The 14,578-nt window shown below is 69.8% G+C and carries 13 protein-coding genes; 10 read left to right on the top strand and 3 right to left on the bottom strand.

Translation table 11 applies throughout. The annotated features are described in order from the left end of the window. Positions 1-42: 42 nt before the first annotated feature. The 3 genes from A3IC_RS62790 to A3IC_RS0128345 form a co-directional block, all read right to left on the bottom strand. Positions 43-696, bottom strand: a complete 654-nt coding sequence (locus A3IC_RS62790; protein WP_158696129.1) for a TetR family transcriptional regulator — start codon at positions 694-696, stop codon at positions 43-45. Between the two features lie 179 nt (positions 697-875). Then, on the bottom strand, positions 876-2,039 hold the full coding sequence (locus A3IC_RS0128350) for a thiolase C-terminal domain-containing protein (RefSeq protein ID WP_020553451.1): 1,164 nt from the start codon (positions 2,037-2,039) through the stop codon (positions 876-878). Further along, positions 2,036-2,446, bottom strand: coding sequence for a Zn-ribbon domain-containing OB-fold protein (locus A3IC_RS0128345; RefSeq protein WP_020553450.1), 411 nt, complete (start codon positions 2,444-2,446; stop codon positions 2,036-2,038). Before A3IC_RS0128345 ends, A3IC_RS0128350 begins: the two co-directional genes overlap by 4 nt. A gap of 255 nt (positions 2,447-2,701) precedes the next feature. Here A3IC_RS0128345 and A3IC_RS0128340 point away from each other — a divergent pair, with 255 nt between their 5' ends. The 10 genes from A3IC_RS0128340 (at position 2,702) to A3IC_RS0128290 (ending at position 14,543) form a co-directional block, all read left to right on the top strand. Then, positions 2,702-3,541 carry a MaoC family dehydratase gene (locus tag A3IC_RS0128340; RefSeq protein WP_026218840.1) on the top strand — a complete coding sequence of 280 codons (840 nt, stop codon included), beginning with the start codon at positions 2,702-2,704 and terminating at the stop codon, positions 3,539-3,541. A gap of 77 nt (positions 3,542-3,618) precedes the next feature. After that, entirely contained in the window at positions 3,619-4,536 is a 918-nt protein-coding gene (locus tag A3IC_RS0128335) for an SDR family NAD(P)-dependent oxidoreductase (RefSeq protein ID WP_026218839.1), read from the top strand. A 5-nt stretch (positions 4,537-4,541) separates the two neighbouring features. Continuing rightward, positions 4,542-6,845: a CaiB/BaiF CoA-transferase family protein gene (locus tag A3IC_RS0128330; RefSeq protein WP_040877302.1), complete on the top strand. Its 2,304-nt coding sequence runs from the start codon at positions 4,542-4,544 to the stop codon at positions 6,843-6,845. A gap of 187 nt (positions 6,846-7,032) precedes the next feature. Then, complete coding sequence (locus A3IC_RS0128325; protein ID WP_020553446.1) at positions 7,033-8,307, top strand: cytochrome P450; 1,275 nt, start codon at positions 7,033-7,035, stop codon at positions 8,305-8,307. A gap of 23 nt (positions 8,308-8,330) precedes the next feature. Next, entirely contained in the window at positions 8,331-8,522 is a 192-nt protein-coding gene (locus tag A3IC_RS0128320) for a ferredoxin (protein WP_020553445.1), read from the top strand. After that, entirely contained in the window at positions 8,519-9,796 is a 1,278-nt protein-coding gene (locus A3IC_RS0128315; protein WP_020553444.1) for an NAD(P)/FAD-dependent oxidoreductase, read from the top strand. The genes A3IC_RS0128320 and A3IC_RS0128315 overlap by 4 nt, the downstream gene beginning before the upstream one ends. 29 nt (positions 9,797-9,825) lie before the next feature. Then, positions 9,826-10,965: an NAD(P)-dependent alcohol dehydrogenase gene (locus A3IC_RS0128310; protein ID WP_020553443.1), complete on the top strand. Its 1,140-nt coding sequence runs from the start codon at positions 9,826-9,828 to the stop codon at positions 10,963-10,965. Then, entirely contained in the window at positions 10,962-12,401 is a 1,440-nt protein-coding gene (locus tag A3IC_RS0128305) for an aldehyde dehydrogenase family protein (RefSeq protein WP_020553442.1), read from the top strand. The genes A3IC_RS0128310 and A3IC_RS0128305 overlap by 4 nt, the downstream gene beginning before the upstream one ends. Beyond that, positions 12,398-12,892, top strand: a complete 495-nt coding sequence (locus tag A3IC_RS65365) for an HtaA domain-containing protein (RefSeq protein ID WP_158696128.1) — start codon at positions 12,398-12,400, stop codon at positions 12,890-12,892. The genes A3IC_RS0128305 and A3IC_RS65365 overlap by 4 nt, the downstream gene beginning before the upstream one ends. Positions 12,893-13,457: 565 nt before the next feature. Continuing rightward, positions 13,458-14,543: a LysR substrate-binding domain-containing protein gene (locus tag A3IC_RS0128290; protein ID WP_106669027.1), complete on the top strand. Its 1,086-nt coding sequence runs from the start codon at positions 13,458-13,460 to the stop codon at positions 14,541-14,543. Positions 14,544-14,578 lie beyond the last annotated feature (35 nt).

Here is a 14,578-nt window from a genome sequence, read left to right as displayed (position 1 = left end):
CGGCTCGCAGTCGTGCGGGCGGCGCATGGCGATTCCGCCTGGCTATCGGACCCGGCGGGTTCCCGTCTTCACATCTGCGGGTTGGGCCGGCATCTCGGAAGTGAGCATCCGGGTTCCGGCGAACGCCAGCCGTTCCTCGACGTACTCCGCAGTCATGGCACCATCGAGCCAACTGAGCACGCTGCTGTTGAGCAACGACTCGAGCACGTGCAGGGCGAGGTACTCGTCGGCCGTGGTCTCGTGGTCCGGTCCCCAGGCTGCGAGCGCCGCGATGTCGACGAAGGAGTTCCGCAGTGGCTCCGCGACCGGGCCGCGGCCGAGCCCGAGCGGGCGCGGCGAGTGGTGAATGCTCATCGCGGCCTGCGCGAAACCGCGATCGCGGGTCATCGCGCGGAAGGCCCGGATGAACACCGTCGCCGCCCGCGCGTTGGGCGTCGAGTCGTGCGGCGGCCGCGCGATGACGTCGTCGCGCAGCAGCTGCACGTCCGTGTCGACGAAGGCCCGGATGAGATCGTCCTTCGAGGGGTAGTAGCGATAGAGCGTGGCGAGCGCGACGCGAGCGCGCTTGGCGACCTCGCGCATCTGGACCGCCTCGTAGCCGCCTTCGGACGCGAGCTGACGTGCCGTCTCGATCACCTGGTTGGCGCGGAAGGCTTGCGCCGCAGGTGTGCGCCCGGTGGTTCGAATCGCTGACATCGTCACTCCGAAGTCCTTCGCCACGCACTGTCGGTGCATGGTATCCGTGGCGACCGGTGTTTCTTGCTCGGCGGCCCGCCGACTGTCGCCCGAACCCGGCACATTCACGATAGCGGAGCCGTACACCCCGCCGACCCGATCTTCCCAGGCAGCGCAGTCGATCCTGCGGCGCTGCCATGTCAGGCCGGGTGGCGCGCGAGCACCAGGCTGCCGGCGGCCGCGAAGAACATGCCCACGCCGAGTACGAAGCTGACATCCACGCCCGGAACCTGTGCGTGTGCCTCGCCGCGGAGCTGTCGAACCGCCTCCTGGATGGCGTACATGCCGTACATGCCGGAGTGCGTGTAGGAGAGCCCGCCGCCGTTGGTGTTCACCGGCAGGCGTCCGCCCTTGACGGTGTTCCCCTCGGCGACGAAGTCACCGGACTCACCGCGTCCGACGAACCCGGCGTCCTCGAGCGCGTACAGCGGGAGGTGCGCGAACGCGTCGTAGGCCATGAAGTGATCGATGTCCGCGTGCGTGAGTCCCGCTGTTCGGAAGGCCTCCGCGCTCGCGTGCCGAAATGCCGCGAACGACCCCGGATCGGCCATCTGTGAGACGATCGACGATTCCGCGGACTCGCCCGATCCGAGGAGGTACACGGCTCGGTTCGTCGACGGCAGGTCACGTGCTCGTTCGGCGCTGGTGAGTACGAGCGCTCCGCCGCCGTCGGTGACCACGCAGCACATGTCGCGGGTGAACGGGTAGGCGATGGTCGGACCGCCCAGGACGTCGGCGACGGTGACCGGGTCGCGCCGAGCCGCGCGGGGATTGTCGACGGCCCAGGTGCGCTGGGCGACCGCGACGTGGGCCAGGTGTTCGACGGTCATTCCCCGGTCGTGCAGGAAGCGGAGCGCCGGAACGGTGAACGTCGAGTACGGGGCCTGGGCGCCGTAAGGCTGTTCGAACTGGCCGCTGATTGCCGCCGGGTTGCGGATCCACGGGTCCGCACCGACGCCGGATCGACCGGACTCGCCGTGCGTCACCAGCACGACGTCGGCCGCACCGGCGGCGATCGCCGCCGCCGCGTGCCGGACGTGCAGGAGGAAACTGCAACCGCCGACAAGCGTGCCGTCGAGCCATCGCGGGGTGATGCCGAGGTAGTGGGAGATGTCTTGCGGATAGATGCCGGCGGTGGCGATCCCGTCGACGTCGGAAATCGTCAGGCCCGCGTCGCGCAGCGCGTTGCGCGCGGCCTCCGCGTGCAGGCCGAGCACCGAGGCGTCGGGGCGCTTCCCGATGGTGTCGGTCTCCGAAGCGCCGACGATCGCCACCCGGCCACCGTGCATCGAGGTCGCGCTCATGCCGCGACCGCCATCGGCTTGAACACGGGGAGCCGGACGTCGCCGCAGTCGACGAACGCCACCTCGAGCGCAAGATCCAGAGGCAAATGCTCGGGTGCGGGCTCGACGCCGACGATGGCGGTCATCATGCGCGGCCCCTCGTCCAACTCGACGAGCGCGACGATCTGCGGCACCGTCGCGTCGAACGGCGGCAGGGGGCGATGGTTGATGACGTAGGAGACGAGCCTCGCGCGCCCGGCGACGGTTCGCCATTCCACACTTTCGCCGCCGCACCGGGGGCACGCGGGTCGGGGGTAGAAGTAGTGGCGCGCGCACTGCAAACAGAACTGCACCGACAGATCGCCGCGCGCGGCGGCGTCCCAATACGGCGCCGTCTCCGGCGTCGGGGTCGGCTCGAAGCCAGACATCAAGGTTCCTCTCGACGACTCACGCTCGGGTCAGTCCACCGCCGAGGGTCGTTCCTGGTTCAGCCGGCGCGGACTGTCGGTGCGAATTTCACGGATCACGACTTCAAGGTCAACGTCATCCACCGAATGTGGCATCGCACTATCCGGAGAACGGTTGATCGATTGCCCAGGTGGGGGGCGCGTGGTCGGATTTCGGTGCCGGCGGGTGGTCGGTGGTGCGGTGCCGACGAGGTGCACAGCCGGGAGGACGAGACGATGCCGATTGACGAATCGCTGGTGGGCCGTAGTGGTCCCGCCGTGCGACGGAGCTGGACCGCCGACGACGCGATGCTCTACGCGATCTCGGTCGGAGCCGGACAGATCAATCCGTTGAGCGAGCTCGCGTTCACGACCGAGAACACCTGCGGCCACGAGCAGTTGGTCCTGCCGACATTCGCGAACGTGGCCCTGGGTGTCGAGCTCCCGCTGCCCGACGACGTCGACATGACCAAGATGCTGCACGCCGAGCAGGCCTTCGAACTCGCGGGCACCTTGGCGACGAGCGGGGCTGTCAACTCCCGGTGCGAGATCGCGGGCGTGTACGACAAGGGATCGGGTGCGCTCGTCGAGACGGTCACCACTGCGCACGATGACGCCGGTTCACTGGCGGCGACGCTGCGCACGTCGGTGTTCTTCCGCGGGTACGGGGGCTTCGGCGGGGACCGAGGACCGTCGTCGTCGTGGGAATTGCCGACCCGGGCACCCGACCACGTCGTCATCTATGCGACCCGGTCCGACCAGGCGCTGCTGTACCGCCTCACCGGCGACCGCAACCCGCTGCACACCGACCCGTCGTTCAGCTCGCGCGGTGGGTTCGAGCGGCCGATCCTGCACGGCATGTGCACCTACGGGTACACGGGACGAGCCCTGCTGCACACGGCGGCCGACTCCGATCCGAAGAGGTTCCGGTCGATGTCGGGACGCTTCACCAAGCCCATCGTGCCGGGGGAGACCCTCACGGTCAGCATCTGGGTCGACGGCGAGACGGCGCGGTTCCGGACGACGGACTCGGCCGGGAACGCCGTGATCGATCGAGGACGGGCGCTCATCGGCTGAGTGCTCGGCACGTACGACCGAACAACACGCTCGCCGATCCACGCGGGCGCGATCAACCCTGGAACGTGGAGGAGAAGATGGGAAACCTCGAGGGGCGAGTAGCGATCATCACCGGTGCCGGACGAGGGATCGGCGCGTCGGTCGCCCGGTTGTTCGCCGCAGAGGGAGCCCGGCTCGTCCTCAACGACCTCGGCGCCGAGTCGGACGGGCGCGGGGCGGACCTCGGCCCGGCCCGCGAGGTCGCCGAGGAGATCATCGCCAGGGGTGGCGAGGCGATCGTCGACGGTGGCGACATCGCCGACTCCGAGACCGGCCGGCGGTTGGTCGACTCCGCGGTGGAGAAGTACGGCCGGCTCGACGTCCTGGTCAATGCCGCCGGCATCCTGCGTGACCGGATGATCTTCAACCTCAGCGAGGAGGATTGGGACGCCGTCATCCGGGTCCACCTCCGCGGCCACTACAGCACGATCCGCCCGGCGTCCGCGTACTGGCGCACCCAGCGCAAGCCCGACGGGCACTTCCGCATCATCAATTTCACCTCGGACTCCGGCCTGCAAGGTTCTCCTGGTCAGCCGAACTACGCAGCGGCGAAGATGGGCGTGGTGGGACTCACGATGTCGCTCGCCAACGCGCTGGGGCGCCTCGGCGTGACCGCCAACGCCATCGCCCCCGGTGCCACGACCCGCCTCACCGCGGCCGTCGACCCGGACAAGGCTGCGGGTGCCGACCCGGCGACCGTCGCCGACATGACACCCGAGAACGTCGCACCGCTGGTCGCCTATATCGCCGGCACCGGCTCGGACTGGCTGTCCGGCCGGGTGTTGGGCGCGGTGGGGCGGCAGATCACGTTGTGGAACACGCCCGAGGTGGTCCGGTCCCTCGAGTCCGACGGCCCGTGGGGCGTCGCCGACCTCATGGACCGCGTCGAAAAGGAGTTCCGGCCGGTCGCCGACGGTCCGGCGCCGTCCATCTTCACGTCCCGGATACCGAGGTGAGCACGATGTCGTCGACCGCCGCACCCGGAGCCCTGCACGGGCGGCGGGTGCTGGAACTCGGGGTCAGCACCGCAGCCGCCGTCACCGGCATGCTGTTCTCCGACTTCGGCGCAGACGTGGTGCTCGTTGAGCGGCCCGAGCGCGGGCAACGGCGCCGTGACGTGCCGGGATACGCCGTATGGGACCGGGGCAAACGTTCGGTATGCCACCCGGCCCGCGACCGGCGCGGGCGGGCGTGGCTCGCCCGGGCGCTGGCCGCAGCGGACGTCTGCATCCTCGCGCCGAACGAGTCGCTCGCGGCGTACGGGGACCGGGTGGTGAATGCCGCGGAGGCCAACCATCGGCTGGTCGTGCTGGAGATGCCGGCCTACCTCGCCGAGGGGAGCCCCTGGCTCGGGGACGAGGAGTCCGAGGCGATGCTGAGCGCGCACACCGGTGTGTCCTGGCGCCAGGCCTCGCAGGACGGCGCACCGGTCGACTTCGTCGTGCCGTACCTCAGCCACATCCAGGGCGTCTGGGCGGCCGCCTGCGCGCTGGCCGCCCTCGTCGAACGGGAGCGATCCGGGCGCGGCCAACACGTGACCGTCACCGGTGTCAACGCGGTGATGGAGGCGAGCTCGTACACGCTGGCCGTCTCTCCCGACGCACCCGACCTCGACACCGCGGTCGGCGTGCTCGGACGCCACCCGACCTATCGGGCGGTGCGCGCCGCGGACGCCTGGCTCGCCTGCGGCGCCCTCGGCCCGAAGTTCGAGCGAGCCGTCCTGGAGGTGCTCGGGATCGCGGACATCCTCGACGACCCACGGCTGGCCGGGACGACGACGAACATGGTGCTGCCCGAGAACGTCGAGTGGGTCATGGAACGGGTGTCCGCCGCGTTCCGCTGCCGCCCACGCGACGTCTGGCTGCGCGAACTGGAGCAGCGCGGTGTCCCGGCGGGCCCGGTTGGGTCGCGCGACGACTGGCTCGATCACCCACAGGTCGCGGCCAACGATCTTCGGGTCGACGTGCAGGACGCCGACCGCGGCACCGTCGCCATGCCCGGCGTGCCACTGCGCTTCGGCAGGTCGCCCGCGCGGGTCGCCGGTGCCGCGCCACCCCTCGGCGAGCACAACGACCACCCGTCCTGGCCGCCGCGGGAGTCGGCGGCGCCGGCCGGACCATCGGCGCCGAGTCCGGGCCCACTGCACGGGATGCGGATCCTCGACATGGGAACCTTCGTCGCCACGCCGTACGCGGGTTTCCTCCTCGCGGAACTCGGCGCGGACGTGGTCAAGATCGAGCCGACGACCGGTGATCCGTTCCGCGACGCCGGATTCGTCTTCAACCGTGGCATGCGCAGTCTTGCCGTCGACCTGCGCGCCGAGGCGGGTCGCCGCCTCGTGCAGCGGGTGTGCGACGGCGCGGACGCGCTGATCGGCGGGATGCGCCCCGGCGTGATGGCCGCGTTGGGTCTGGACCACGCCCACCTGAGCACGTCGAACCCCGACCTCGTGTCGGTCTCGTTGTCCGCCTACGGCGTCTGTGGGCCGATGGCCGACCGGGGCGGTGTCGACATGGTCGTGCAGGCCATGAGCGGCATGATGAGCGCCCAGGGCGACCTCGAGCTGCCGATCGCCACGACGATTGCCATCATCGACGTCACGGCGGCGGCGTTGTGCGCCCTCGGGGTCGTCGCCGCCTTGCTGCACCGGGAGTGCAGCGGAGCCGGACAGCAGGTCTCGGCGTCCCTCGTCGGTGCCGCGTCGCTGCTCGAGTCGGGTGACCTCGTCCGGTTCCCGGGCCGAGCCCCGACAGTCCGGAGCGGCCCGGACTTCAAGGGGCCCGGCCCGCTCGATCGCTACTACCCGGTGTCGGACGGTTGGGTGCGCCTGCAGTCGCGCGATCCGCGACTGACGGTCGACGACGTGCTCGGCTCGGCCCCAGGCGACCCCGTCGACCGCATGCGGACCTCGCTCGCCGACCTCGACGCGCGGGAGGCGATCGCCTTGCTGGCCCGGTTCGGGATCCCCGCCGTCCGCGCCCGCCGGATCTCGGAGGCGGTCTCCGACCCCCGCTTGCGGTCGGCCGAGTTCGTGCACCTCAGGACCGCGACCGACGGGTCCACCTTCGCCACCACCGGTCGACATGCCACCTTCTCCCGCACGCAACGCAGCGGACCGATGAGCCCGCCGGGCATCGGCGAGCACACGACCGCGGTCCTGAGCGAGGCGGGAGTGGACGAATCAGACATCCGTGCCGCACTCGCGGACGGTGTCGTGGCCGAGGGCGGACCCGTCGCGATGCAGCTCCGGGCCGTCTACCGCTGAGCCGCGTGGCCTGCGCGGACCGGGCCGACCTTGTCGGCTCCGGATGCTTGACACGTGACACCACGAACCGCACACTCATCCACAATTAGAACCGAGTTCTACATAATCGCCGGCCGACGACTCGCCCCGACAGCGCGCAAGCGCACTCGGCGGAGCCGGCTTCCCCCCACCGTCGAGGGAGCATCCAATGATCCGCCGACTCTTCGCGACCGACCACCCGGTGACATCCGGGCAGGACATCTCGAGCATGGCGTTCTGGCGCCGGTCATTCGTCGAGCGTGACCAGACCTTCGCCTGGCTGCGCGAGCACTGCCCCGTCAGCTGGCAGCAGCCGCTCGAGGACGCAGACGTCCCGCCGGACGTGCACGGCGAGGCCGGCTTCTGGGCGGTGACCCGCGCGGAGGACATCTCCTACATCAGCCAGAACAACAGGCTGTTCTCCACCTCGCAGGGCAGCATCATGGTTCGGCCCCGACACCCCGACACCATCATGACGCCGAACTTCCTCGAGATGGATCCGCCACAGCACACGCGGTACCGCCAAATCATGAGCGCGGCGTTCACGCCCAAGGCGGTGGCGCGTCTGAACGCGCAGATCGAGAAGCGTGCACACGACATCGTCAACGATGTCGTGGGGGCGGGCGACATCGACTTCGTCTCCTCGGTCTCGGCGAAGCTCCCGATGCTGACCATCGCGGACATGGTCGGCGTACCGGAGAGCCTCGTGACGACGTTCGCCCAGGCGGGCGACAACTTCGTCGGCGGTCACGACGAGTCGATGCTTCCGCCCGGGATGACCCAGGTCGACTTCATGGTCCGTCAACTCACCGTGCTGCGGGACATCGGCGTCGACCTCGTCCACTACCGGCGCGAGCACCCGTCCGACGACATCGCGACCGCGCTCGGCAGTGCTCGTATGGACGGCAAACCCCTGTCCGACGACGAGATCGCGTCGACGATGTTGCTGCTCAGCGTCGCGGGCAACGACACCACCAAGCAGACGACCAGCTGGACCGTGCTCAACCTCGACCGCAATCCCGACGAACGGACGTGGCTTCTGGAGGACTTCACCGGCCGGATCGCCGGGTCCATAGAGGAGTTCGTCCGGCACGCGACCCCGGTCATGTGCTTCGGCCGCGTCGCCTTGGAGGACGTCGAACTCCGCGGCGTCCGGATCCAGGCCGGTGACAAGGTCGGGATCTTCTACTGCTCCGGCAACCGTGACGAGCACGTGTTCGAGGATCCGCACCGCTTCAGCCTCGGCCGTCCCCGCACCCCGCACGTCGGCTTCGGCGGCGGCGGGATCCACTACTGCCTGGGCAACGGCATCGCCCGAGCCCAGCTGCGCGCGCTGTTCGCCGAGATCCTCACACAGTTGCCGCGCCTCGAGGTCGGGGAGCCGGAAATGCTCAACAGCGAGTTCATCAACGGGATCCGGCGCCTTCCGGTGCGGACCAACTGACGGCGAGAGAGCGGACAGAGCACATGAGGATCGTGGTGGACCGAGAGCGCTGCTCCGGTATCGGCATCTGCGAGTCGTTGGACCCCGAGCACTTCGAGATCGATGACAACGGCGCGCTCGTGCTCGTGTCCGAGACGGCCGACGACGGCGACGACACCGTCATGAAGGCCGTCCGAGCGTGTCCCGCTGTGGCGTTGTCCGTGGTGTCGGAATGACGACGAACAGCGGACACCCGAAGGCGGACGACTCGCCTTTCGGCTGCCCCGAGGCCCGTCGGCTCGTGGTGGTCGGCGCGTCGCTCGCCGGGCTCCGGGCCGTCGAGGCAGCCAGGCGATCCGGGTACCAGGGGCGCATCACCCTGATCGGTGACGAGATGCACCTACCGTACGATCGCCCGCCGCTGTCGAAGTCCTTCCTCGCCGGTGGCGACCCGACTGCGCTCGCCACCGAGCAGAGACTGCTCCACGACCTGCGCGTCGATCTCCGGCTGGGGAAGCGGGCGATCGGGTTGCGTCCGGGTGAGGGCGTCGTCGTCGGCGGCGAGGTCGTCCCGTACGACCGGCTCCTGATCGCGACCGGTTCCGCCCCGCGCGACGTCGGCGAGTGGGCTGCGCATCCTGCGGTCCACAGTCTGCGCACGCTCGACGACGCACACCACGTGCGGACCGTGCTCGATCGGGTCGGACGGGGCGGGCGCGTGGTCGTGGTCGGTGGAGGGTTCATCGGCTCCGAGGTCGCGTGCGTCGCACTCGATGCCGGTGCCTCGGTCACCGTGCTCGAGGGTGCGAGCGTCCCGCTGGTACGCGCGGTGGGTGGCGTCGTAGGGGCGGCGCTCGCCGGGCTGCACGGTCGCCACGGTGTGGAGTTGCGGTGCGGGGTTCGCGTGATAGGAGTCCGTTCGGACGATCGCGCGACCCAGGTGCTCCTGGCCGACGGTGACTTCGTCCCCGCGGACCTCGTCGTCGTCGGCGTGGGCGCAGTCCCGGCCACCCAGTGGCTGGTCGGCTCCGGCGTCGATCTCGATCCGATCGACTCCGCGGTGGTCTGCGACGAGTACCTGCGCACGTCGCTTCCCGGGGTCTACGCCGCCGGCGACGTGGCCAACTGGCCGAACCCGGTCTTCGGCGCGCGCATGCGGCTCGAGAACTGGACGAACGCCGCCGAGCAGGGCGCGCGTGCCGTGCTGAACGCCCTGCGGCCGGCGAGCCGGCAGGCGTACGGCACGGTCCCCTACTTCTGGAGCGACTGGTACGGGCACCGCATCCAGTTCGTCGGGACGGCCGACGCCGACAGCGTCGCCTTCGTCTCCGGAGGGCCGGACGAGGACCGGTTCGTCGCACTGTTCGAGCGTGCCGGCCACCTCGTGGGCGCCGCGACGCTCAACGAGCCCGGCAAGATCATGAAGCTACGGCGGATGGTTGCGACCGAGGACGGCTGGGACGCCGCCGTCTCGCTCTGCGCCCGCTCCAGCCGCGAACCGGTGACCTGACCCCGCTGTTGACGAGAAACGGAACAGTGATGACGACCTTCCAGGCCGCAGTCCTGCGATCATCGGACAAGCCCTACGAGCTGACGAGCGTGACGCTCGACGAGTTGCAGCCGCACGAGGTGCTGGTGCGGGTCGTCGGCTCCGGACTGTGCCACACCGACCTGCAAGCGCGCATCCCCGGCCAGCAGATGGTCCGCCTCCCGGTGATCCTGGGACACGAGGGGAGCGGCGTCGTCGAGCGGATCGGCGCGGGCGTGCGCGCGATCAAGCCCGGCGACCACGTCGTCATGAGCTTCGCCTCCTGCGGAGCCTGCCCGGCGTGCCACTCGGGGTCGCCCGCGTACTGCGCCCGGTTCGAGATCGCCAACCTGACCGGTGCGGACTCCGACGGACGAATCTCCGCTCGCGACCAGGCCGGGACACCGATCGCGAATCGATGGTTCGCGCAGTCCTCGTTCGCGCAGTACGCCGTGGCGACCGAGGCGAGTGCCGTCGTGATCGACCGTGACGTGCCGTTGGAGATCATGGGCCCGCTCGGCTGCAGCCTGCAGACGGGGGCAGGCGCGGTCCTCAACGAGATGCGCCTCGCCCCCGGCCAATCCATCGTGGTGTTCGGCGTGGGCGCGGTCGGACTCGGGGCCATCATGGCCGCGAAGGCCGCCGGCGCGGGCCGGATCATCGCCGTCGACCTCAAGCCCGGCAGGCTGCAGACGGCGCTGGAGTCGGGCGCCACGCACGCGGTCGACGCGAGCACGGACGACCTGGTCGCCGCGGTGCGGGATCACGGCGGGAGCGTCGACTTCAGCTTCGACACGACGTCGATCACCGAGGTGATCTCGGCCGCGATCCGCGTTCTGGCCCGTCCCGGCTCAGCAGTCCTCGTCGGCGGCGGGAGCGGCGAGGTGCGCGTCACGGCATACGAACTGGCCGGGAAGCACGTCACCTTCGTCTACGAGGGCAGCGCCGTTCCGCAGGTCTTCGTGCCTCGCCTCATCGACCTCTGGCGGCGGGGACTGTTCCCCTTCGACCGTCTCATCCGCACATACCCACTCAGTGACATCGACGCCGCCGAGGCCGACGCGATCTCCGGCGCCGTGATCAAGCCGGTCCTCATCCCTGCCGGCCTCGACACGGAGCGCCCGGCCCCACCAGAGAAGGAGCGAACATGACGTCCAGCGACGACCTGGCACCGGCTTTCCCCACGGTCGACGGAGCCGACTTCGCGACCTCCGACAGCTTCGACGTCGTGAATCCGGCGACCGGCGAGATCCTCGGCGCCGCTCCGGCCATCCGGGCCGAGGACCTGGACCACGTCTTCGGCTCGGCGGCGGACGCGTTCCGGACCTGGTCGCGGAACGACGGCGCTCGCCGCCGGCACCTGCGCGCCGCAGCCGATGCGCTGGACGCCGACCAGGCTCGGCTCAGCCGTCTGCTCACCCTCGAGCAGGGCAAGCCGCTGCACGACTCGGTGATCGAGTTGCAGGCGTCGTCCGCGTGGCTGCGCTACTACGCGGATCTCGCGTGGCCGGACGAGGTGCTGCGTGACGACAGCGAGGGCTACGAGGCGGTGCGCCGGCGGCCGATCGGTGTGGTCGCGGCGATCACGCCGTGGAACTTCCCGATCCTGCTCGCCGTCTGGAAGATCGCACCCGCGCTGCGGGCAGGGAACACGGTTGTGGTCAAGCCGTCGCCGTACACACCGCTCACGACCTTGGCCGTCGGTGCCGTGCTCCGGAAAGTTCTCCCGCCGGGCGTTCTCAATGTCGTCAGCGGCCCGGACCCGCTGGGTGCGGCGATGGTGGCGCACCCTGTTCCCCGCAAGATCAGCTTCACCGGCTCGACGGCGACCGGCATGCGGGTGGCCGCCGCCGCCGGTGAGGACCTCAAGCGGACGACGCTCGAACTCGGGGGCAACGACCCGGCCATCGTGCTGGCCGATGCCGACGTCGACGCCATCGCCCGCGACCTGTTCTGGGGCGCGTTCGGGAACAACGGACAGATCTGCCTCGCGGTGAAGCGGGTCTACGCGCACGAGGACATCCATGACCGACTGGTCGAGGCTCTCGCGAGCATCGCGCGCGACACCAAGGTCGACGACGGCCTGGTGCCGGGAGCCGAGCTTGGACCGATCAACAACGCCCCACAGTTCGATCGAGTGTCGGACTTGGTCGCCGACGCGCTGGGGAGGGGTGCGCGCGCCGCCTGTGGAGGCGCGGCCCTCGATCGGCCGGGCTACTTTTATGCTCCGACGATTCTCGACAACCTCGACGACGGCGTGCGGGTCGTCGACGAGGAGCAGTTCGGACCGGTGCTGCCGATCGTCGCCTTCCGCGACGAGCGGGACGCGGTTGAGCGCGCCAACCGCTCGAACTACGGCCTGACCGCGTCCGTCTGGTCGGGGGACCCCGACCACGCCTATGCGATCGCCGAGCGCGTCGACGGCGGGCAGGTCTCGGTCAACACGCACGGGGGCGGCGTGCGGATGCACCTGCCCTTCGGCGGACACAAGTGGAGCGGTGTCGGGGTTGAGAACGGGCCCTGGGGGCTGTTCGGTTTCACCGAGTTGCAGGTCGTGACCGGGCCCGCGCGCGGCAATCCGAGTTGATTCTTGGTGCCTGCGGAGGAATCAGCGGGACCATTGCTGAACCGGGGAGTGAAAAGCAACTTCTCGACTGCATCCTGGCCGTCGGCGGCTCCTGTGACACCGACGGCGCGCTATTTCGGCCGGATCGGATTCTCTTTCCGGCCGCTCCCGATCGGAAATGTCCGCGCGGCCGAATCGACGTGGTCCGCCACGTGGGGTCCGTGCGCATGCGCGCCCACGGCGGGTTGATAGACCTGACGCTTGCCGATCCTGCTGTCTCTGCGGCCACGGATGGCGTCACGCTGTCCGTGGTCGCTCGAGGCCCCGGGATGCAAGGAGCCGATCGCGTCGACGTCACGCTGCTCGGCTGCGCTCCCGGCGGGCTCTTCGACGCGATGCGCTCCGGCCGAAGCCTGTCGTCGACGCTGTTGTTGACCGGGTCGTGGATTTTCGACCACCGTTATCCGGTGGGAATCGAACTCCCGCCGGTGAGTTGGTCAGCGACGGCCTGACGCTTTTCTTCCGGACCGTTTCGCACCCCTTTTCCTTTAGGGCGGTCCCCGTGTCCGGCAGTTTGCGCGCGCGCCTCTTGACAGGAGCCGGTTGCGGTGTATCTTCGCTAAGTAGAACCTAGTTCTTATTAGTGAGGTAAGGGCAATACCCGTCGTGCGCAGACCCGACGAGGACATCCGGCGTCGCAGCAGCACGCGCGTCTGTGCGAACCCATCGAGACCGCGACCGTTCCGACCGTATTTGTCGAGCCGGCGGTTCGCGTCCCACTCCCGTCGGCACCAGGAGTCAAGATGCGAAGAGGGATACGGCTCGTGGCCCCGCCGCCGGCAGCCGTCGTGCCGGGCACTCCGGCTTCCTACAGCAGCAAGTCGGGCTCGACCTTCCCGAGTGCGAGCGATCCGGGCTCGGCCGTTGCCGACGGCCCGGCGGGACGCTCGGGGTATGACCGACTCCAACGAGCCGCCGGTGGTGATCGGCGTCTCGGTGAGCAGTCCGGGTCCCGAGGACGAACTGCCGTGGTTGCAGGCGACGGCGAAGTGAACTCGCGGGCGGAGAGGAACAGTCGTGCAGGTTGATTGGTTGGTGAGCTTCACGGCAGTCGTCGACCACGGCGGGTTCGCCGCCGCCGCGAACGGAACGTTCCGGGCCCAGTCGCGAGTGTCCGCGCACATCAGCGCGCTCGAGCGCGAACTCAGGGTGCAACTGTTCGACCGGCGGTCACGCCCTGTCGCGCTGACCCCGGCCGGCGAAGCCTACCTGACCCACGCGCGGGCGATGCTGGGCCAGCTCGAGCTCGGACGCAATGCCGTCGCGGAGGTCAACCAGCTCGCGCGCGGACACGTTGCCGTGGCGGCCGACCCGTGCGCTGCCGCGACCTTCCTCCCGCAGGTCATCCAGGAGTTCGGACGCCGCTACCCGGGCATCCACATCGATCTGATCGAGGAGCTGGCCCAGGTCGACGACGCGCTGCTCACCGGTCGGGTGCAGGTGGGGCTGAGGCCGCTGTACCCGTTGTCCGGCGATCGCCGTCTGCACCGCGTGGCGCTGTGGCGCGAGCCGATGCGTGTGGTCGTCCATCCGCAGCATCCGCTCGCCCTGCGGGGTTCGGCGGTCGACGCCGCGGACCTGGCGAATTACGACCTGGTCGTCCCGGGCTCGGGCGCGGGTCAGACAGAGGCCGAGCAACTGCTCGCGCAGCGCGGGATCACCGCACGGATCACCTATCTGACGAACGTTCCGCAGACGCTGATCGCTCTCGTGCGCAGCGACCTCGGAGTCGGGCTCACCAACGAGCTCGCCGTGGCGAACGGCACCACCGAAGGGGTTCGCGTCCTGCCGCTCGGGGACGCCACGATGATCCGGGAGGTGTCGGTGGTCTGCGAGGCCAGCCAGGTCGCCCTGATCACCCCGAACCCGTTCTGGAAGGTTTTGATGCGCTGCCGACTGCCGCGGGGAACCGTCGATGTGCGGAGGCCGATGTCGTCCACGGAGGGTGACGGTACGGCGGCCACGCCAACGCCCACTCCCCGGCTCGTCGACGGCGGGGGAGACCGCGACCGGGTGGCGCAGCGGACCCGGACTGCCCAAGAGTTCCGCCCCGTCCGCCTGCCGGCGTGCGATGCACCGAGCGCTGTACTCGCCTCCGGCTGAGCTGCCGTTCGCCGTCGATCGGCCGCTGACTCGGT

Source organism: Embleya scabrispora DSM 41855, from assembly GCF_000372745.1.
GTDB lineage: Bacteria > Actinomycetota > Actinomycetes > Streptomycetales > Streptomycetaceae > Embleya > Embleya scabrispora.
Note: the sequence above shows the minus strand (reverse complement) of the source record. Positions and strands in the feature narration are given on the sequence as shown.